Source organism: Bacterioplanoides sp. (assembly GCF_965226395.1).
Lineage (GTDB): Bacteria > Pseudomonadota > Gammaproteobacteria > Pseudomonadales > Oceanobacteraceae > Bacterioplanoides.
The window spans coordinates 2,307,700-2,328,049 of sequence record NZ_OZ245358.1 but is presented as its reverse complement, the minus strand read 5'-3'; the positions used below and the strand labels follow the sequence as shown (position 1 = coordinate 2,328,049).

Below are 20,350 nucleotides of genomic sequence, written 5' to 3'. Positions count from 1 at the left end.
CACATCTGCAGGAAGACATCTGGTTTTAACAGCGTTCGTTATTCGCCAGTGCCGTGCTTTTTAATGTCGTTTTTTACCGCCATATAAAAGCCAACAAAAAAGGTACAGGTCAGACCAACAATGGCTAAACCAGCAAATACCACTTCATCCATAAACATAATGCTCACCTCTCTCATGTATTTTGTGTACTGACCAGACGCCAGCTCAGTTGCTATGTATGCAATGTAGCAATGGCAGGCGGGAGTAACTTGATGCACATCAAGGGATTTTTGTCGAAAAAGCGCGTCTGAACACAAGCTTGATGCAGGTCAAATACCCACAAAAAAGAAAAGGTGAACGGTATATTACTTGCTGAATGGTAAATTCAGATCAGAAGTGATCGATAACAGAATGTTCAGAGATTGGGCAAATGCAACAGGACTGCACCATCCTATTGCATTGATTAGCGGAAAAGCGCGTCAGGCCATCACCACCTGACCACGGTAAATTTTCTGGGTACGCTGAGCGGTTCTGGCGGCATCATCCACCACATACGCTGCGCCACGATACATTCTTGGCTCGTTTGTGAACGCAGGCGACGGCTCCTGGGATGGTAAAAATGTCTCAATAAGTGCCAATAACTCTGGGCTCACGCCACTTTGTACCAGTGTCCTCAGGTCATGCTCCAGCGTTGGTGAATCATAGTGAATAACACATCCCTGTTCGTCTTTAGCCAGACGCTTAATCTTTTGCAGAGTAGCAATACTTTGGCGATTAAATTCCACAGTCCTGTCTCCTGATCATAAGTTCATTATTACAAGAGCAATCCTCATACCATGGTTTGCACACTGGCGGAAACCGGCTCTGACACCTGTCGTAGTGCCTGTTTTATCTGCTGGTCAAATAAGGCAGCAACGGCAGTCCAGCTGGCCTGCTCAGCACACGTACGCGCTGCTTGCCCGGTGGTCAGTAAATCAAGCTGTAATAACTGCTGAAACGCTTCAGTAAAGGCATCGGGGCTTTCGGATGCTGCCAGACAACCATGAATACCCGAGGTGACGTATTGCCCGGCAGCCGCCAGCGGATAAGCCACTACCGGCAAAGCACTGGCCATGGCTTCCAATGTCACCAGACCAAAGGTTTCGGTGGTGCTGGCAAACACAAAACAATCTGCTGAGGCATAATGGCGGGCCAGCATTTCACCGGTTTGTACACCGGCGAAAATAATATCCGGGTGTTGTTGTTCCAGTTCGGCGCGCATTGGGCCATCACCAACCATTACCAGACGCAAGTCCGGGTGTTGTTTCTGGCAGTGACGAAAGCTGGCAATCACCTGTGGAATATTCTTTTCAGCCGCGATGCGTCCGACATACAAGGCAACCGGCTGATCAGCACGAACCTGCCACTGCTCACGCAGCTGGGTTGAACGGCGCTTAGGGTGAAATAACTCACAATCAACACCATGTGGTAATACCTTCACATTATTAAACTTCGCTCGCTGCAGAAAATCAGCACTGTCGCGTGAAGGTACCAGTGTCGCCAGCGTGCGGTTATGGAAGCGGCGTAACCAGTTTAAGGTCAGGCTTCTGATCCAGCCAAAGCCGTAATAACTGCTGTAGCGGTGAAAGTTGGTATGAAATGCACTGAGCACCGGTAAATCCCGGCGTTGTGCTTCTTTTAAGGCGGAATACCCCAACGGGCCTTCGGTGGCAATAAAGATAAGATCCGGCTGAAATTGCTGCCAGGCCGCTGCAATTGTTTGCCTGGCGGGCAGCCCCAGCTGTAAATCCGGATACATTGGTATCGTCACCCCCGTTGTCCAGATTTCTTCCTCTTGTGGCAACCAGTGCTGCTTCGGAGAAGTACGGATAATCTGAATCCGGTAAGCATCGCGATCCAGCGACTGAATCAGATGACGCAGAGAATTAGCAACGCCGTTAACATCCGGAACATAAGTTTCAGTGACGATGCTGATACGAGTGGCTGTCATAACAGGGGCCTGTGGTTATCATTTAACCAGTGTGCCCCAGTGGTGATGACAGTTTAATGAATCCTTATTTACGACGCCTGTGGATTGATCAGGCTTCTGACAGCTTGGCCAGACGATAACGTAATTGACGTGGGGTTAAGCCCAGCACCTTCGCTGCCATGGTTTTGTTACCGTTACACTTTTCGATGGCTTCACGAATATCCGTCAGCTCATCCCCGGTAACACGCTGATACGGACGGGCATAAAGGGTTTTGAAGTTCGGCACCACCTGAGTTGCCAGCATCTGAGCAATCTGTGCCCCTAAGAAGCTCAGCAGCGATAAGTCCAGTGCTGCACTGCTGCTGTTGCGCAGATCAATCACCAGTACCGCCAGTACCGATTGACGTAATACCAATGGCATCAGCAAACAGCGATCCTGACCCGTCAGTTTGCTGTGTGTTGGTACAAACACGTCAGCACGCTCCCGACCATCCTTAATCACCAACCACTCACGTGATTCAAACTGGCGACATAACGCATGCTGTACCGCAAAGCTATAAACTCCGTTACTCACACCAGTAGAACAGAATTGTGCTTTAAAGCGGCTCGGTGAATCCGGTACTGCGACCGAAATATTCTGTAAACCAGTGGTGTCACACGCCAGAGATAGAATACGCTGAATGCTGTCTTCGTCCTGATAGCGTTCCTGCAGAATGGCCGCCAGGGAATCAAAAAGATCGGCGCTAAACGCAGCAGAGAACGATCCACTATGGTTAACAGAGCGGTAATCCTGAATATCAGCAACTTGGTACATAAGTAATTCCTTTAAAATCTGGCGGCATCGGTTATTACCGGTTTCGCAAACTCTGTACCAAACTGTCTCAAATGGCCCAATAAAAACATAAGCCTTTGATTTAAAAGGAATTTAATGAATATTACTCAAATTTCATACATAAAAAATGGCGCCTTTGTCATGCGCCATTATTAAGCATTTTCAAATTTATCAGGTACCATTTGAGTGCACGTTCAATGTGTACTGCCGTATCAGAGCTTGCTAACTGGCATTCCCTAGCAGGCTGTTGAAAAATGTTTCTGAGGCAGCCAGAGCAAGGCAAAAATCAGCGAAAACGCGCAGTTTATAAGTAATAAATGAGCATTTTGAGCTGATTTTTAACGAAGTTATGGCAACGTAAGTAGTTTTTCAGCAACCTGCTAAAGTCGCTTCAAGCGATGCTAGGGTCACTATCCGGCAGATATTCTTTTTTCAGCCAGTGAGCAAAACCCCGGCAAGCATCCTGACTGGTCAGAATACCCGCCAGACGATCCTGCTTTAACACCAACACGGCATTGACCCCCAACTCAGCCATGCCCTCCAGCACAACATCCAGCCGCGTGTGTAAATCCACCTCTTTAATTTGTTGCTGGCACATATCACCGGCGGTCAACTCAGTCAGCTCCGAAGCGTGATGACCTGGCTGCAACGCCAGTTTGATATCTTCATTACTCAGCAGACCCATGACCTTATGGCCCGCCATAACCGGCAGGTGATGACATTCATGCTCTTCCATCAGTTGCGCTGCATCGGCAAGCGACATCGCTTCATCCACATGAACCGGAAAAGCCGTCATCATTTCACCAAGGGTTGGCATATGGCGCATATCCATTCTCCTGCAACAAGTAAGGTAGCAATTAAGATAACAGACGTTACACGCCGATACGATTGAGGGTATCGAGAATCTGTTTCAGAACTTCCGATAACGCCGGGTGTTGCTGTTCAAAACGAATGGCTTGTTGCTGCACCTGATCATTGAGGTCATGGGCGGAGGCCTGATCAGTGGGCTGATTGGCAATGTCGGTAGCAATGGATTGCAGCAGTTCGCGGCTTTCCTCATCCAGATCCGGATGTTGCTGAAGGGTGTGATGAAGTTGCTGTAGCTGTTGTTTTAATGTTTCCTGAGGCATATCACTTCTCCTGACCTTTGCGTTTCAGTGTAGCAACTTAATCTTCAGGAGCACTAACCTATATCAGTATTGGGCATGAAAAAAGAAGGTCATATCACAGGTTGAGCTGATCGCCTGTAACGGGTTGCGGTTGGCCTGATCACCAATATAAAACAGGCTGACATCTTCCAGCTGCATCTGCTGAGCACAGGGAACAACCTGACGCAGGGTATGAAAGATCATGCTGTGGTTGGAGGAAAGTGGCACCAGAATATGATTACTGCCCTGCAGCGCCTGTAATAACTTCAGCAACTTCTGGGTATTGTGCACCAGGCTTTCACGCGGGTTGGCATAAAACAGCTGCACCACACGATGCTCCAGCTGATGACGTTCAGCCATATGAGCCACCAACGGCATAACATCATCAATCAACTCGCGGACCTGTGGGGTATAACCATAAAGACCGGATGCTGACGACGAGTCGGGGGCATTGTTCAGAAAAACATTCGCTTGTCCCGCGATTGGGGAAGGCAGCAGCATCCCACCTGCCAGAGGCTGGTAGCTGGCCAGTTGAATTACTGCGCTCATAGATCATCCTTGTTCTGTTTATGATTAGTTGCACGCCATAACAGCAGAGCCACAGCCTTCATCCTGAAGGTGAGGTAAGCAATATCAGTTCGTTCGCCAAAAGGCAAACCGGCAGTTTGCTGAACCATCAGACTGTCCTCCTCCTGTTCTGATAAAGAAGGTATAGACAACAAACTCCAATGGCGCGAATTATCCTTTCAGACTATCAGGACAAGTGACCGGCTTTAGCAACAAACTGGCCAGTTCAGGTGGGGTCGGTCAGATGGATTCGTTCAGCATCAACTCCAGCACAATCTTAATCAGAAAGCCGGCCACACCCACAAACAGACCAATAAACAACACAAACATACCAAACTTGCCCGAGTTTGAGCGCCGGCCAAGGTCATAAATAATAAACGCCATAAACCCGATCAGCAGTGTTAGGCCAATGCGTAATGCCCAGGTTTCAAACTGCTCAGCATTCATAAATAGGTTCCTGATCAATGAAAAGCGGCCTAGTGTAACCGGGAGCAGGCTTTGGCAACAGAATTTCTGGCTTTGTTATCAGGCTGGTACTGCCGTATCATTCTATGCATCAATAATAACAATACCCAGGAAGGATACCGGCATGTCACTGCGAACCTGTATAACGACTCTTTTGCTTAGCGCTGATCGCCTGTTATTCACCGCTGCCAGCCTGTTTCTCATTGCAGTTAGTAGCCTGTTTATGGCCAGCGCCGTCGCGGCCGATTCTGAGCAACAGGTTTTCTGCATTTTTGACCCGGTAGGCACGCGTGGGCCGATTTATTCCGCCATGCTCGATTACCAGACTCAGGCATTAACCTGGGGGGCGGATCTGCAACTGAAGGCTTATACCAATGAAGCGGTTGCGATTGCCGACTTTCAGGCAGGTCATTGTGATGCCATGGGAGTGACCGGAACCCGGGTGCGGCCTTACAACCGTTTTACCGCCAGCATTGAAGCGTTAGGTGGGCTGGATGACTATCAGCAGATGCAACAGTTGCTCAGCATGCTGAGCCAACCCAAAGCCCAACGTTATCTGCAACAAGGTGAATACGAAGTGGCTGCCATTATGCCCGGCGGTGCGGTGTTTATTTTTGTTCGCGATAAACGCATAGACTCGGTTGAAGCGGCTGCAGGTAAGCGTATTGCCACACTGGATTACGATCAGGCTTCGGTACATGTTGTAGATCATGTCGGCGCAACGATGGTGCCGTCATCCGTTGCGACCTTCGCACCACGCTTTAATAACGGCGATGTTGATATTGCTTATGCACCCGCCGTCGCTTATCAGCCGTTTGAAATGTACAAAGGCCTGGGCGCACAAGGCGGTATCTATCGCTTTCCATTGGCACAGATGAACTTCCAGATGATTATCCGCCATGAGCGCTTTCCCGAAGGATTCGGCCAGAAGAGCCGTGAGTTTACTCATCAGCAGTTTGATCAGGCGCTGCAGCATATTCGTCTGGCAGAAGCGGATATCCCGGCCGATTACTGGGTCGATTTACCTGTTGAACAAGAAAGTGAATACAAAGAGATGCTGCGTCAGATCCGCATCAGCCTGACCAAAAATCAGGTTTATGATGCGATGATGATGAAGCTGATGTTTAAACTGCGCTGTCGCAGCAACCCGGCCCATTATGAATGTGCCGAGCGCCTGGAAGGCTAAAAGGGTAAAACGTTAAAGCGGTCCTAATGGAATGCCCAACAGCATCCAGATTCCGAGAAAGGTACTCCAGCTGATTAACATCACCAGCGAGAACGGCATCATCATCGCCAGCAAGGTACCCACACCAGCATCGTGACGGTATTTCTGCACCAGAGCCAACACCAGTGGAAAATATGGCATCAGTGGCGTGATGATATTGGTGCTGGAGTCACCGATACGATACGCCACCTGAGTCAGCTCCGGAGCAATGCCCGCCAGCATTAACATGGGTACCAGCACCGGAGCCAGCAAGGTCCACTTGGCCGACGCACTGCCCACCAACAGATTAATCACACTGACCAGCACAATTAACAGAATCAGTGTCACTCCTTCTGGCAGCGCCAAGGCCTGCAGAATTCCGGCGCCCTGAATGGCCACCAATAAGCCCAGATTACTCCAGCCAAACGCACTGACAAACTGGGCCGCAAAAAACATCAGCACCAGATACGGCGCCAGCGTTTTAATCGTTGCCTCCAGATCATCAACCAACGCATGACTGGTGTGATAACGACCACTTAAGCGGCCATAAAACCAACCGCTGACAGCAAACAATAATCCAATTAACACACTCAGATTACGCATAAACGGCGATTTTAAAAAATCGCCATCACCATATAACCAGCCGCCCGGCAGTAAGGCTGCTGACAAACCCAGTAGGGTTAACAATAAGGCTAACCCGGCGGCGTATTTTCCAGCCTGGATCTGACCAGCAGAACCCGCATCAGCGGATGTTAATGCGCTATCAGGCAGTTCCTTGTTAGATTCGGCTGAACCCGATTGCAACAGCGGCTCCACCCAACGGTGCAGAACCAGGGTAATCACCAGCGTCATAAAAACCGTCGAAGCGGCCATAAAATAATAGTTCGCCAACAGAGAGACGTCGGCATCCGGTTGGATTAAACGCGCACTTTCACTTGAGATACCGGATAAAATGGCATCCACCGGGCCAACCAGAAAATTAGCACTGTAACCGCCGGAAACCGCAGCAAATGAAGCAGCAATACCAGCCAACGGAGAACGCCCGGCCAACTGAAACAACACCGCACTCAGCGGAATCACCACCACATAACCGGCATCAAACGCCAGACTGGATAAAATTCCCACCAGTACCACACCCAGAGTTAACCCCACCCCCGGCAGATAACGCATCACATGTTGCAGCCAGGTGCTTAATAAACCGCTGCGCTCGGCAATACCCAATCCCAGCATCACCACAATCACCGGCCCTACCGGAGCAAAGCCGGTGAAATTACTCACCGCGGAGGACAACATCCATACCAGACCGGTTTCACTGATCAGTGCTTTGGGCACCACCGCTTCGTTCGTCACCGGGTGTTGTGCCTGCCACCCCAGCCAGGTCGCCAGCGATGAAACCAGCACAACCACCAGCCATAACCCCATAAACAATACCGCCGGAGCGGGTAAACGGTTGCCCCAGCGCTCAATTGCTGCTGAAAAATTCAGCCAGAAGCCAGTTTGATTCATTGGTTATCGGTTCCTGTACAATGTGTCATCAATAACTGAACAGTAACGATTTGACGGATAAAACGAAAGATGAGCGCAGATTTTGACTACTGCATAATCGGTGGCGGCGCGGTTGGTTTGGCCATTGCCCGCCAGCTCAGTCCGCTGGGCAGCGTTTTATTAGTGGAGCGTCATGCTCTGTTTGGCTCAGAAACCAGCAGCCGCAACAGCGAAGTGATTCACGCCGGATTATATTATGCCGACAACTCACTCAAACAGCGGTTGTGCCTGCGGGGTAAAGAGTTGCTGTACGCCTTTTGTGAGCAATTCGACGTTCCTCACCAGCGCCTGGGAAAACTGATTGTGGCTCAGCAAGCCGGTGATCCGAAGCTGGCGGAACTGGAGCATAAAGCTCAACGTCTGGGTATCCCATTACAGCGCTGGAACCAGCAACAATTGCAACAACAAGAACCGGCAGTACGGGCAGCCGAAGCCCTGTTCTCGCCCTCAACCGGCATTATCGACAGTCATCAATATATGCAGACTCTGGCGCAGCAAGCCGAACAACAGGGAGCGTTGCTGATGTGTCAGACGGAGTTTTTAACGGCCAACCGACAAGCGGAGAACTGGCACATCACCCTCAACACCAGTGATGGCCTTTACGATGTTAAAGCCAGCACATTGATCAACAGCGCCGGACTACAAGCTCAAAGCGTTGCCCGCCATTGTGGTCAGTCCGAACAACAGATTCCGGCTTTGTACCCTTGCCGGGGCCATTATTTCAGTTATTCGGGAAGCTCACCGTTTCATCATCTGATATACCCATTGCCGGAAGCGAACCTGGCCGGGTTGGGTATTCATGCCACACTGGATCTGGGTGGGCAGCTCAGGTTTGGTCCGGATACCCAGTATCTTATCCCTAATGGTGTCTTAAGCTATGAGGTAGACCCTCAGCTAAAAGGAAAATTTGCCTCTGCTATTCAACGTTATTTCCCGGAACTTGATCCTGAGAAACTACACGCCGATTATGCCGGCATCCGGCCTAAGCTCCATCCGGCGCACCAGAAAGCTGCTGATTTTGTTATACAACATGACACCAAAACAGCCATCCTTCACTTATTCGGTATAGAGAGTCCGGGACTGACGGCATCACTGGCGATTGCAGAAAGCGTGCAGAAAGCGGTTAACTGAACATCAGCTTAATCAACTCAGAACCATACAAATTGTTATAGCAGTCAGAAACTTATAACAATTTATCAATATCTCCCGACACGCCTGTACACATTCGTTACAGTCGGACTACACTGTAAGCTGATTAATCACTCATCAAGCCAGAAGGTTATACAAAAGTTCACAAGAAGGCCGGGATACGACACAAGTATTAGGCCAGTGCCTGCTAGGCTAAGAACAGTTGTTAAATAAACTTTCTGAGTTAAAGGGAAACCTATGAGCCACGCACTGAGTGCTGAACAGGATCAGGATACCCCCACTGTCAGCACGATTTTATCCGATCAGGTCACGATTCCGGTAAGCTGCGATAAATGCCGCTGTGATACCGATGTCAGCCTGGCGCAGATTAAGCAACAGATACCGGTAATGTGTGAACATTGCTATGAAGTGAAAGCATTCAGCGATGCCGAACTGAAATTGACCCGCCTGTTTCTGGCCCAGACGGGTTATCATTTTTTTCTGTAGAACGACTAACTTCTTGCAGAACGACTATCAGCGGCGTTGCAGTAAGTCTGGTACCAGCAACGACAAATGACGTCTCAGGGTTGAACTGACATAGTCAAAATCAATGTCATCCTGAGCGGTTAACAAACCGGTGTACTCCATCGAATGGAACAAGCCTAACAGTAATTCGGCGTCTTCTTTGGGCGCCGGAGACTTCATCACCGCCATAAATTCTTCGATCTTGCCGAATAAAGCCCGACGGTGCATCAGCGACAGTTCACGAATACGATCGTTGACGATGGCTTCATAACGAAAAGCCTGCTCTGCAATCAACATATCGCGCTCACTGCTCACCTGCTCACGCACGTAACCGGTTAACTGTTCCACCAGATAATCCAGCATGGTGTGAACGGCTTCATCACTGATCACACCCGAATTAAATAATTCAGGGTTAGCAGCGGCTAATTGCTGCAGCGGCTGATAAAACTGATCCGCAAAACTATTCACCACACTCAGTGCTTTTTCGGTATACAGGGTGAAGGTATCAACAATCAGCTCCTGAATGTCCTTAAAATAATAGGTGGTAGCTGCCAATGGCACTTCCGCCTCTTTAGCAACGGCGCGATGGCGAATGCCACGCACACCTTCACGGATAACAATGCGTAATGCCGCTTCAAGAATCAGCCGACGACGGTGCTCACTTTTGGCACGACTGGCCTTACGTCCCTGATAAGATAAAGACTTCTCAGTGCCCGAGTCTGAGCTCCCTGACGTCATAACGTATCTCCGCTGGTTGTTATCAAAGTGTTATAAAAGGTGCAATTATGCCGATACCCCATCAGATTAAAACGGCATTTATATGTACCTTGGTACCATATTTAGCGTTTTTGCAATTCCTGACACTATCGTTATCAATAGCTATCCTTATCAACAACTGTCTTTATCACTATGAATAATTTGGCAGGCCAATCGCAGCGGCAATAATTCCACATCCTCGTGGCAAGCCTTTACCCGCTACTTCCGGCTGAAAACAAGTAAATCCCCTCCGCTCAGTGGTTTTCAGATGAATTTACGGAGTTTTCGGTGCGAAAAACGCAGCTGGCACAACTCGTGCAAATCTCAGGTATTCCGATTAAAACCTGACTGCCGGACCGTTATTATGCAGCTCAACGCACTCTCTAATTATTTACAGAATCAACCTCTGGGAACCAAATCCACTGCCGATACGCAGGGAGTTGACGGGGTAAATACGGGTGAAGAAAAGCCACTGGAAATTGGGGCATACAGTCCTTCCCAACGCGCTATTCTGATCAGCGCTGTCGCCGCTGAGTTTGATGTACAGCAACTGGATCAGGAACAGGTTGACCAGTTGCAACTGAAACTGCAGCAATTCGGATTATTGCAGGGAAATGACATCAGCGGCTTTGCCCTGCTGCATAACGCGCGTGGGCAGTTACCCGAAGGAGAAACACTCGATGCACTGCAATTGCTGGATGTCAGCCGCCAGCGTTTTGACGTTGATCAGGTAGGTTACAGTCAGCGCCAGCAGATTAATCAGATGCACACGCTGGTCGAAAATCTGGCCTCGGCCCGCTCTCTGAGCCAGCGTCAGATTGCTTAAGCGAAAAACAGAATAGGGTTTAGAAAAGAATCCAGGAAAACAATAGGAACTAAGAGAAGTAAGCTTTTAAGGATGGAACACTTTGGCCAGCTGCTGTTCCGCCGCTGCCGTATCATTGAGCATGGTACGTAAACGCTTATCCAGTTCGCGCTGATTCCACACCGATAAACTGCCATGTGCCCGACATAACTGCCGGGTTTCTTCGGCAATAGAACGCAGCGTTTCACGAATTTCACAAGCCGACATGGTACGTAACAAGTCTTCGAGGACATCCGTCCAATCACGTTCGGCCAGATGATCCGCATCCATTCCCTGACAAATCAGCCATTCATCCACCAGCGAATCAAATAATGGCAGAGGCTCACGCTCAACCTGAGTGTCGGCCAGACCAGACTGAGCAAGCGCATCATCAATACGTGCCATAATTTCCAAAGGAGACGGAATAGTAGGAGTAAAAGAGGATTGATTGGCCATAAAACTCTCGTGTTCAGTTGTCGCTGGTTCAGCCGATAAGCTAATCAGGTACTTGTTCAAACGGTACTGCATGCTTAACTAAGCATAGTCGGCAATTTAATTTTTGAGAGCTTTCGCAGGCAGAAACTTAAACACGGTTATAAAGACATCAGTCCATGGCAGAAACTCCACAATCTCCTAAAGCATCCGAAGCTCATAAACCAGAGGTTCATCAACCAGAGACTCATAAAGTAGAAGTTCATAAAGGTGCCAGCTCGCTGACCGCCTTTGATCTTGAAGCTTTTCTGAACAATCTGGTTCAGCGGCTTTTTCCGGTCTGGTACGCCGCTCAGGCCGTTAAAGAATTGCCGCTGGGTAACATGGGCCCGCTAAACCCAAACAGTTTCCTGAGCCATCGCTGGCTCAGTCTGCACAGTATTATTCAGGCAATGCAGTCATCTCTGGAAAATGCCGATGCCCAATGGAAAGAGCTGTCGCCATTACTGGGCAAGTTAATTGTTGAACAGGATTATCAACGTCCGTTGTCGGTTACGGCTATTCAAGGGCTGGAATATTCATCCCATGAAACACACTACCCCAACCTGCTCACCTACGCCGAGCACGCCATGGGCTCGCTCCCCTGGGAGAGTGCCGAAGAGTTTGAACATAACCTGAAAACCGCCTTTGCCGACGATAAAAAGCCACACCGCATCGTCTATCGTGAATGGGATGGCCGCTATTATTGGGTCAACCATGAAGAAGCCACACACTTTGCTGCCGCGCTGATGCACTGCCACCACAAGCAACGGGACGCCACCATTAGTGCTTTGATTAACGTCGAAAGCCTGAATATGACTACATTGGACAGCCTGCGCAGTAAGTTCTGGCTGCTGATTATGCGCCGCGACGATGCATATCAGGTGATCGACCTGCTGAATAAGGCCAGCTTGCCGGTGTTTCCCTGTGAGTTTGAGTGGCGTCGCAGTGACCTGTTGATCCTCGCTTGTCCGAAAAACCTCAGTAAACTCAATACTATTTTGCTGAATCTGCAGAATAATCGCTCCAATCAACAGATCACCGACCTGGGACGTTTCCTGACCCGCTATCACCGCCCATTCCGCAATCAATAACCTCATAGCCATGTGCCCGCGTGACACTGTCAACAGATTTTGGCAAGGCTTGATTTAGCCAAAAAGCCTGTCATGCTTGTGTCGTTATAAATAAAACAATAAACGGTAAGTGCATGATCAGAGGAACCTGGAGTCTGAGTGAGCCTTTAATTCCCATTAATATTCCGGCCACTATGGTACGGGTGGGGTTAGAACAGGGTTTACAACATGCAGATATCCTGCACAACACCAGCATCAGTACCAGCATGCTGGATGACCCGACCACTCGCCTGAACTATCAACAGTTGCTGACCCTGGTTAGTAATCTGATTCAGCATTATCCCAGCCAGACATTAGGACTGGATATCGGTGGGTCACTGAATATTAACCAATACGGCATGTTGGGGTACGCCATGTTGAGTTGCGCTGATATGCGCAGCGCTCTGCATCTCGGCTTAAAGTACCATTCTCTGGTCGACCCGGCCTTTACCTTTGAAATTATTGAGCAGGAACAACACTGCGCAATTCGTTTAACCAGCCATATCCCGGTTGATGCCATCTACCGCATGTTATGTGATGTGTTTGTAGTGAACTTTACCTCGCTGGGTCGTTTTCTCACTGGCCAGGCAGATATGCAACCGATTGAGGTTCGCCTGAATCATCCCAAACCGGATTATGCCGACCAATATCAGCGTTACTTTGATTGCCCGGTACTGTTTGATCAGCCCAGAACCGAATTAATTCTCAACCCTTCCTTGCTTGATATGCCGCTGATTATGGCCGATCAGGCAACCGCTAATATGGCCGAAAGTCAGTGTGCCGAGATTCTCAATCGCCTTGGCCCGAAAGAAGGCATTGCAGCCAAAGTACGCCGTATTCTGTTGCAGAATCCGGGGCAATTTCCGGCTGTCGACATCGTTGCCAGCCACCTGGCAACGTCAACCCGTACCCTGAGCCGCAGCCTGCAGGAATTGGGCACGTCCTATCAGCGTATTCTGGATGAAGTACGCAAAGAGATGGCCATTGAATACCTGCGTAATTCCGGCTTACCGATTGAAGAAGTGGCGGCACTGGTGGGTTATTCCGATCCGTCGAACTTCCGCAAAGCCTTCCGTCGCTGGACCGGTCATGCGCCATCGTACTATCGTTAAAATCTTGAAAGCCTTTGTCTGATACAAAAGACAGAGGCTTTTTTCTGATATTCCCTGACTTCACCAGACTGTCACGCAGTTGCAAGAGAAGTGTCACATTCTGATTTCAAAGTAGAACTCAACATCCGTCAAAGTATGAGCAACCAAGCCCATCATGAGTTCTCCGTTAACACGCATCACACTGATCACCGAAACCTTTGCCCCCGAAATTAATGGCGTCGCCAATACACTCGGGCATCTGGTACGCGGCTTATTAGCCCGCGGAGTCGCGGTGCAGGTGATTCGTCCACGGCAGCACAAACAAGACCTGGGCCAGAAAGACAATCAGCAAGAGCCGGGCTTAACCACGGTGACGTTACCGGGCTTACCCATTCCCGGTTATAACGAGCTGAAATTTGGCCTGCCGTTAAAACAAACCATACGCCGGGCGCTGGATGAGTTTCAGCCTCAGGCCATTTACGTCGCTACCGAAGGGCCAATGGGTTGGGCGGCGGTTAAAGCTGCCAAACAACTTGGCTTACCTGTGTTAAGTGGCTTCCATACTAATTTTCATCAATATATTGAACATTATCATCTCGGCTGGCTGGAAAAGCTGGCCTACGGTTACCTGCGTCATTTCCACAACCAAACAGCCGGTACGCTGGTGCCCACTAACGTTCAGTGTGACGAATTGCAGTCCCATGGTTTTGATCATGTTCGTGTGCTGGCCCGTGGCGTCGATAGTCAGCTGTTCCACCCGCAAAAACGCAGCGCGGTATTACGTAAACAGTGGGGCGTTAAAGACGACGATTTAGTGCTGTTGTATGTCGGCCGCATTGCCGGTGAAAAAAATATGGAGCTGGCATTAGCCACCTACCAGCAACTGCTGCATTCAGATGAACGTGTGCGTTTGGTATTGGTTGGTGATGGCCCGGAGTTACCGCGCATCCGCGAGCATTACCCGGAAGTGATCTGCTGCGGCATGCAACGTGGTGAAGAACTGGCGACACATTATGCCAGCGGTGATGTGTTTTTATTCCCCAGTAAAACCGACACCTTTGGCAATGTGGTTACCGAAGCCATGGCCAGTGGTTTGGCCGTTGTCAGCTTTGATTACGCTGCAGGTCATGAACATATTCAGTCTGGCCAGAACGGCATGCTGGCGCCCTTTGCACACGACGCCAGTTTTATTAACTGTGCGATCACCCTGCTCGACAGCCCGAATTTATTAAAAAAACTGCGTGAACAAGCCCGGAAAACAGCGCTGACCATCTCCTGGAGCAGCATTGTTGAAGAATTCCAGTGCCGCCTGCAAGGCGCTCAAACAAAGGATACAAGCTATGATGGTAACAAAACCGCTGGCCGCAAAAACCGCGCTACTGTTTCATAAAGCCGACCATTTTGAACTGACCTTATGTCAGCGAATGAACCGCATGGGCTATTACAGTGCCATCCGCTTGTTTTTTAAAGGCATCAGCCGCCTTGGCGATGGTGTGTTCTGGTACAGCCTGGCATTACTGATGCCACTGCTTTATGGCATGGATGCGTTATATGCGCTGGCTCATATCACCGTGACTTCATTACTGTGTGTGGCGATTTACAGCCAGTTAAAAAAACGTCTGGTACGCCAGCGCCCGTTTATTTCTTTTGCTGATATTACCGCACATACCGCACCACTGGATCTGTACAGTTTTCCTTCCGGCCATACGATGAACGCGGTCAACTTTGCCATTTTATTCAGTGCTTTTTTTCCGGTATTAATCTGGCTGGTGGTTCCTTTTGCCATTCTGGTTGCACTGTCTCGTGTGATTCTTGGCATGCACTACCCAACCGATGTTCTGGTTGGTGCCGCCTTAGGTATGTTGATCAGTTTCGGCTCGCTAGCCATCTTTCCGGTTGGTGCGTTTGCCTGAGCAAATTGACATTTATCCCAACAATCAGTAGAACAACGCCCGATGCCAAGTGGAACACCGGTGAAAATCCGGGGCTGTACCCGCAACTGTAACGCCGGCTGTTTATCCCGCCGACGAAGCCAGATACACAAGCATCCATCACTTTATTAAAATGCACCGGGCGGGAATACTCGGTACTGGCGTTTCCTGCGTTTTAAAATACAGCCGGAATCTGTACGGTACGTTTTCTCTCCCTCAAGCCCTGCTGACTTGAGGTTTCTATGCGGTATTTATCGATACTCGTTCTTTTCACCCTGCTCCTGCCCTGGCAGGTTCAGGCGGCCGATGACTATTTATTGGTTTTAACGTCACAACGAAATGCTGAAACCGTGGCAGAAGCCGCGCGTTTATTAAAACAGCAACATCCAGATCTAACGGTGAAAGCCCGTACTGATGGTCAAATTTATGAAGCCGATACCGAACAGCGGGCGCAACTTATTCTGAATGCCAGCGCCATTGTTGGTGCCGGTTTATTTGGCCCGGCGGTTGCCGAACTCACGCCGCTGCTAAAAGCCTATCACCAGCAAAAAAAGCCATTATTTATTTTTAACAGTGATCACCGCCTGGTGGGCATGAGTGAAATACAGGGTCAGCGTTTTTTCAGCAGCCAGCAGCAGGTGCGGGAACTGGGCAAACAACGCGCTGAAGACAATTTTTCACAATGGCTCACTCGTATTCAACAACAAAACCCTGATCAGGCCTTATGGCTACAGGCGCGTGCTTATTGGCAAGCCGGTGGTGCCGATAACAGCAAAGCATTATTTAACTGGGTATTTCAGCAATTAGGAGAGCCGGTAGCAGCTGCGGCACCGTTACCTCAACCGCGCCTGCGCTGGTTTGCTAACGGTGAAATCCAGACGCAGTTTCCTGCTATTAACAACCAGCCTATTGTCGCCATTCTCGATCATGCTGGCGGTGGCCGCCCAGCGGATGCGGCGTTATTGCGTCACCTATGTCAGCAAATTGAAGCGCAAAAGCAGCAATGTATTGGTTCCCTGGCGTATTGGGGCGAAGCCGGTGTGAAAGCGGTTGAGCAATTAATCCCTTATCAACAGCAGCTAAGCGCCATTGTAATGCTGCAGGATTTTGTCATTGGTGGCGGTGAAGGCCGTGAGCAAGTAAATGCTCTGCTACAACAACTGAATGTACCGCTATTAAAAGCGATTAAATTACGCGACCGCAGCGCGGTGGAACATCAGTTATCGGCGGATGGCCTGGCCGCTGAGAAAGTGTATTATCAGGTAGCGATGCCCGAGCTTCAGGGCGCATCTCAGCCTCTGATTGTTGCCACTGCCGGAGAGCCTCATAACGACGCCATCAGTGGTATTCGTATTCAGGCCATTGAAGCCAAACAAGAAGGCTTAAATACCTTAACTGCTCGCCTGAATCGTTGGCATATCCTGCAACAAAAAACCAATGCCGAAAAACGCATAGCCATTGTGTATTACAACCACCCGCCGGGTCGCCATAATATTGGTGCTGATAATCTCGACGTACCCGCTTCGTTATGGCAAATCCTTAATCAGTTAAAAGCTCAGGGCTATAACGTTGGCGAATTGCCGGAGTCACAAGACGCCCTGTTGGATTTATTACAACAAAAAGGCGTTAACCTGCCACGCGATGCCAATGCGTTACAACAAATGGCCAGCCGTATTCAGACCATGACAGCGGAAAATTACCAGGGCTGGTTTAGTACCTTGCCCGCCAGCGTTAAAAACGAAATGGTGAATGGCCCGTTTGGTTTATTACATGAACAATTAAGAGCCACCATTGTGGCGAAAAAACCTGAGCTGGCTGATGGCTTGCTGCATCATACCTTTGAAGAAATGCACCACCTGCTGGAAGGTGTTGATCACAAAGGCCGTGAAAGAGCATTGGCCTTAATTGAACAGTTAGAAGTGTGTTATTTACACACGGTTGAAACGGCGCAAAAAATTAACAACGGCCAATACCCGGCTTGTCTGGATAAAGAAGCGCCACAACTGATTAAAGCGTTACAGAAAACCGGCATTGAAGGCTTAGGCGGCTGGGGTGAAGCCCCCGGGAACGTTATGACCTTAAATGGTCAGTTGTTATTACCTGGCCTGCAATTTGGTAATGTGTTTCTTGGCCCACAACCGCCGCGTGGCTGGGAAATTAACGAAGAATTATTACACGCAAATTTAGCCTTCCCGCCACCGCATCAGTACCTGGCGTTTTATCACTTCTTACGCAACGAATTTAAAGCCGATGCTTATGTGCATTTAGGCCGTCACTCCACTTATGAATTTTTACCACGCCGTAGCGTGGGTTTAGGTGAAGACGATTATTCACGCATTATTGGCGCCGATATTCCGGGTATTTATCCGTATATTGTGGATGGCGTAGGTGAAGGTATTCAGGCCAAACGTCGTGGTTTAGCCGTGATGGTTGACCACCTGACGCCACCGCTGGAAAGCACACCACTGTACGATGAGTTATTACAACTGCGTCAGTTAATCGAAAGTTTTGAAGCCAGCCATGGCAGTGGTAACGAAGCCGTTGCCGAGCGTTTGGTGCAACAGATTGTTGAAAAAGTCGACCAGCTCGAATTACGCGATGAACTGGCACAAGCCATGTCGGCAGAATTAGCGGTGATGGGCATCAGTTTTGAAGAAGTCGACGACGATATGCTGGTGCATGAAGTCGGCCATTACCTGACGGATCTGCAAGAACGCTTTATGCCACTGGGTTTGCATATCTTTGGTAAAAACTGGGATGACAATGCCGTCGAGATGATGTTGCAATCCATGCTCGGACGTCATAAAGGTTCCGACAGCTCACCGTTAAGCGCTGATGATAAAGAAAAACAAAGCGGCTGGAAGCAATTGCTGCAACAATCGCCGGATGCCGAGATGGCAGCATTAATCAATGGTTTGAATGGTCGCTATGTGGCGCCGGGTCAAGGCAATGACCCAATTCGCAGCCCCGACAGCTTACCGACCGGACGTAATTTTTATGCGCTGGACTCCAGTTTAATTCCATCCAAAATTGCCTGGCAGTTAGGCAAAGAAATGGCTGCCGATGCGCGTAAAAATAATCCACAAAGTGCTGATAAAAACGAAGCGGTGATTTTATGGGCATCGGACGTGGTACGTGATGAAGGCGTGATGATCGCTTTTGGTCTGGATATGCTCGGCTTAGAGCCGGTATGGAACAGCCGTGGTTTAGTGAAAGGATTAAAACGCCAAACATTAGAATCAGGCCGTAGCCGCCGCGATATGGTTTTCACCAGCTCGGGGTTATTCCGTGATTTATACAGCCAGCAAATGTCGTTATTAAATCGCGCTTCATTAATGGCGTTGGATGCTTCTGCTGATGTGATTCGTACGGATTATCCGGCGTTAACACTGGCGTTATCAGAAGCGCTGAGTTTATTAGGAAAGGATGCAAAAGGCGGCAGCGAATCATTAGACTTTAATCAGGTCGCTAAACACTGGGTTGATCAGGCGCGTGTGTTATTACGCGATGGCGTTGATGAAAAACAAGCCGGTGTGATTGCCAGTATGCGGGTATTCGGTGATGCACCAGGCAGTTATGGTGCCGGTGTTAATCGTATGGTTGAACGCTCTGGCGCGTGGGAAAACCGCAGCGAGCTGGCTGATGTTTATATTCGCCGTATTGGCCATAGCTATGGCTTAAAAGACTTTGGTGCCCCCGCTCAAAAAGCCTTTAAAACCTTATTAAAAGACGTTGAAAATACCTACTTCGGTCGCTCCAGTAACCTGTATGGCTTAATTGATAATAACGACGCTTTTGATTACCTCGGCGGTTTAAGTCTGGCAGTTGAATCCGTTAGTGGTCAGGCACCGAATAACTTTGTACTCGACCACAGTGATCCACAAAACTTTAAAGCGCGGCCGTTAGGCTTAGCCTTGCGTCAGGAATTACGGGGCCGTTTCTTAAATCCTGAATGGTTAAAAAGCCTGATGGAACATGGCTATGCCGGTGCCCGTACCATGGGTAATGAATTCCTCGAATATTTATGGGGCTGGCAGGTCACCAATCCTACATTGGTTGGCGACTGGGCCTGGGAAGAAGTGAAATCGGTTTATATCGACGATAAACATCAGCTGCAGCTAGATGAGTTTTTGAGCCAAGGTCATAACGCCCATGTTAAAGCCAATATGCTGGCCATTATGCTGGTCGCTATTCAGAAAGAATTCTGGAATGCCGATGAGCAAACCATTCAGCAATTGGCCGCAGAGTTTGCTGAATTAGTTGCTAAAAATAGTTTACCAGGCAGCGGTCATACCGACCCGGATAATCCGATGCTGAGTTGGCTGGAGCAACACGTCAGCGCTGAGCAGTGGCAGGCGTTAAAACAGCAGATTGATCTGGCGCGGCCTGTTGTGGATGAAACAGCCGAGCAGACGACTGAATACAGCCGGATTGCCGAGCTGGAGTTAAAAGCTGAAACCGTTGAGAAACTGGAGCAGCTGCAACAGAAAAATGCTGCGGATGATTCTGCTTCAGAGCAAACAGAAACCTCTACGGAAGAGTCTGACAACCAGACCAGCGATGATTATGCCATGCTGCAAATCGCCGCTATCTTGTTTGCTCTGCTGGCGATGTTGGTTGGCTTCCTGCGCAGCCGCCGCTTGTAGCACAGGAACTGAGTAATCAAGCCCCAGTGCTGCTCCCTGAGTGGCACTGGGGCTTTTTTGTATTACTTCATCTAGCGTAAAGAAAACCGTTCGTTTTCGTACCGGCCTTACCAACGGGCGGCAAGAAGCTGTATCAC

At 49.3% G+C, this 20,350-nt stretch carries 21 protein-coding genes and 1 riboswitch; of the genes, 9 read left to right on the top strand and 12 right to left on the bottom strand.

Going from position 1 to position 20,350, the window contains the following annotated elements; translation table 11 throughout:
- Window positions 1–38: 38 nt before the first annotated feature.
- The 9 genes from ccoM to ACO05E_RS10720 form a co-directional block, all read right to left on the bottom strand.
- Window positions 39–158 (bottom strand): cytochrome c oxidase subunit CcoM, encoded by a 120-nt coding sequence (ccoM, locus tag ACO05E_RS10760; RefSeq protein WP_419812936.1) that lies wholly within the window; start codon window positions 156–158, stop codon window positions 39–41.
- 300 nt (window positions 159–458) lie between these two features.
- Entirely contained in the window at window positions 459–764 is a 306-nt protein-coding gene (locus ACO05E_RS10755; protein ID WP_419812935.1) for a hypothetical protein, read from the bottom strand.
- Between the two features lie 44 nt (window positions 765–808).
- Complete coding sequence (locus ACO05E_RS10750) at window positions 809–1,969, bottom strand: glycosyltransferase family 4 protein (RefSeq protein ID WP_419812934.1); 1,161 nt, start codon at window positions 1,967–1,969, stop codon at window positions 809–811.
- 88 nt (window positions 1,970–2,057) lie between these two features.
- Window positions 2,058–2,762, bottom strand: a complete 705-nt coding sequence (locus tag ACO05E_RS10745; RefSeq protein WP_419812933.1) for a helix-turn-helix domain-containing protein — start codon at window positions 2,760–2,762, stop codon at window positions 2,058–2,060.
- Window positions 2,763–3,171: 409 nt separating this feature from the next.
- Window positions 3,172–3,606, bottom strand: a complete 435-nt coding sequence (locus ACO05E_RS10740) for a CBS domain-containing protein (protein WP_419812932.1) — start codon at window positions 3,604–3,606, stop codon at window positions 3,172–3,174.
- A gap of 46 nt (window positions 3,607–3,652) precedes the next feature.
- Window positions 3,653–3,910: a DUF4404 family protein gene (locus ACO05E_RS10735; protein ID WP_419812931.1), complete on the bottom strand. Its 258-nt coding sequence runs from the start codon at window positions 3,908–3,910 to the stop codon at window positions 3,653–3,655.
- Between the two features lie 63 nt (window positions 3,911–3,973).
- Window positions 3,974–4,477, bottom strand: coding sequence for a hypothetical protein (locus tag ACO05E_RS10730; protein WP_419812930.1), 504 nt, complete (start codon window positions 4,475–4,477; stop codon window positions 3,974–3,976).
- Window positions 4,474–4,605: a hypothetical protein gene (locus tag ACO05E_RS10725; protein ID WP_419812929.1), complete on the bottom strand. Its 132-nt coding sequence runs from the start codon at window positions 4,603–4,605 to the stop codon at window positions 4,474–4,476. Before ACO05E_RS10725 ends, ACO05E_RS10730 begins: the two co-directional genes overlap by 4 nt.
- A gap of 130 nt (window positions 4,606–4,735) precedes the next feature.
- Window positions 4,736–4,942 carry a DUF2788 domain-containing protein gene (locus ACO05E_RS10720; protein ID WP_419812928.1) on the bottom strand — a complete coding sequence of 69 codons (207 nt, stop codon included), beginning with the start codon at window positions 4,940–4,942 and terminating at the stop codon, window positions 4,736–4,738.
- A gap of 142 nt (window positions 4,943–5,084) precedes the next feature.
- On the opposite strand from ACO05E_RS10720, the gene ACO05E_RS10715 reads away from it, so the two are divergent.
- A complete protein-coding gene (locus tag ACO05E_RS10715; RefSeq protein ID WP_419812927.1) occupies window positions 5,085–6,146 on the top strand; it encodes a putative solute-binding protein in 1,062 nt (353 codons plus the stop codon).
- A gap of 12 nt (window positions 6,147–6,158) precedes the next feature.
- Here ACO05E_RS10715 and ACO05E_RS10710 read toward each other — a convergent pair whose 3' ends face one another.
- The gene (locus ACO05E_RS10710; RefSeq protein WP_419812926.1) at window positions 6,159–7,670 is read right to left on the bottom strand and encodes an AbgT family transporter; all 1,512 of its coding nucleotides are present in this window, start codon (window positions 7,668–7,670) and stop codon (window positions 6,159–6,161) included.
- A gap of 69 nt (window positions 7,671–7,739) precedes the next feature.
- Here ACO05E_RS10710 and ACO05E_RS10705 point away from each other — a divergent pair, with 69 nt between their 5' ends.
- Window positions 7,740–8,840, top strand: coding sequence for an NAD(P)/FAD-dependent oxidoreductase (locus ACO05E_RS10705; protein WP_419812925.1), 1,101 nt, complete (start codon window positions 7,740–7,742; stop codon window positions 8,838–8,840).
- 255 nt (window positions 8,841–9,095) lie between these two features.
- On the top strand, window positions 9,096–9,344 hold the full coding sequence (locus ACO05E_RS10700) for a hypothetical protein (RefSeq protein WP_419812924.1): 249 nt from the start codon (window positions 9,096–9,098) through the stop codon (window positions 9,342–9,344).
- Between the two features lie 27 nt (window positions 9,345–9,371).
- Here ACO05E_RS10700 and ACO05E_RS10695 read toward each other — a convergent pair whose 3' ends face one another.
- Complete coding sequence (locus tag ACO05E_RS10695; RefSeq protein ID WP_419812923.1) at window positions 9,372–10,100, bottom strand: TetR/AcrR family transcriptional regulator; 729 nt, start codon at window positions 10,098–10,100, stop codon at window positions 9,372–9,374.
- Between the two features lie 382 nt (window positions 10,101–10,482).
- Between ACO05E_RS10695 and ACO05E_RS10690 the strand changes: the two genes are divergently transcribed.
- Entirely contained in the window at window positions 10,483–10,944 is a 462-nt protein-coding gene (locus ACO05E_RS10690) for a hypothetical protein (RefSeq protein WP_419812922.1), read from the top strand.
- A 66-nt stretch (window positions 10,945–11,010) separates the two neighbouring features.
- On the opposite strand, the gene ACO05E_RS10685 is transcribed toward ACO05E_RS10690, so the two are convergent.
- On the bottom strand, window positions 11,011–11,418 hold the full coding sequence (locus ACO05E_RS10685; protein WP_419812921.1) for a hypothetical protein: 408 nt from the start codon (window positions 11,416–11,418) through the stop codon (window positions 11,011–11,013).
- A gap of 155 nt (window positions 11,419–11,573) precedes the next feature.
- On the opposite strand from ACO05E_RS10685, the gene ACO05E_RS10680 reads away from it, so the two are divergent.
- The 5 genes from ACO05E_RS10680 (at window position 11,574) to ACO05E_RS10660 (ending at window position 20,213) form a co-directional block, all read left to right on the top strand.
- Window positions 11,574–12,527: a DUF6685 family protein gene (locus tag ACO05E_RS10680; RefSeq protein WP_419812920.1), complete on the top strand. Its 954-nt coding sequence runs from the start codon at window positions 11,574–11,576 to the stop codon at window positions 12,525–12,527.
- Window positions 12,528–12,640: 113 nt separating this feature from the next.
- Window positions 12,641–13,657, top strand: coding sequence for an AraC family transcriptional regulator (locus tag ACO05E_RS10675; protein ID WP_419812919.1), 1,017 nt, complete (start codon window positions 12,641–12,643; stop codon window positions 13,655–13,657).
- Between the two features lie 154 nt (window positions 13,658–13,811).
- Window positions 13,812–15,026, top strand: a complete 1,215-nt coding sequence (locus ACO05E_RS10670; RefSeq protein ID WP_419812918.1) for a glycosyltransferase family 4 protein — start codon at window positions 13,812–13,814, stop codon at window positions 15,024–15,026.
- Entirely contained in the window at window positions 14,977–15,549 is a 573-nt protein-coding gene (locus tag ACO05E_RS10665; RefSeq protein ID WP_419812917.1) for a phosphatase PAP2 family protein, read from the top strand. Before ACO05E_RS10670 ends, ACO05E_RS10665 begins: the two co-directional genes overlap by 50 nt.
- Window positions 15,550–15,600: 51 nt before the next feature.
- Window positions 15,601–15,676: riboswitch (cobalamin riboswitch) on the top strand.
- Window positions 15,677–15,809: 133 nt separating this feature from the next.
- The gene (locus ACO05E_RS10660) at window positions 15,810–20,213 is read left to right on the top strand and encodes a cobaltochelatase subunit CobN (RefSeq protein ID WP_419812916.1); all 4,404 of its coding nucleotides are present in this window, start codon (window positions 15,810–15,812) and stop codon (window positions 20,211–20,213) included.
- Window positions 20,214–20,350: the final 137 nt, after the last annotated feature.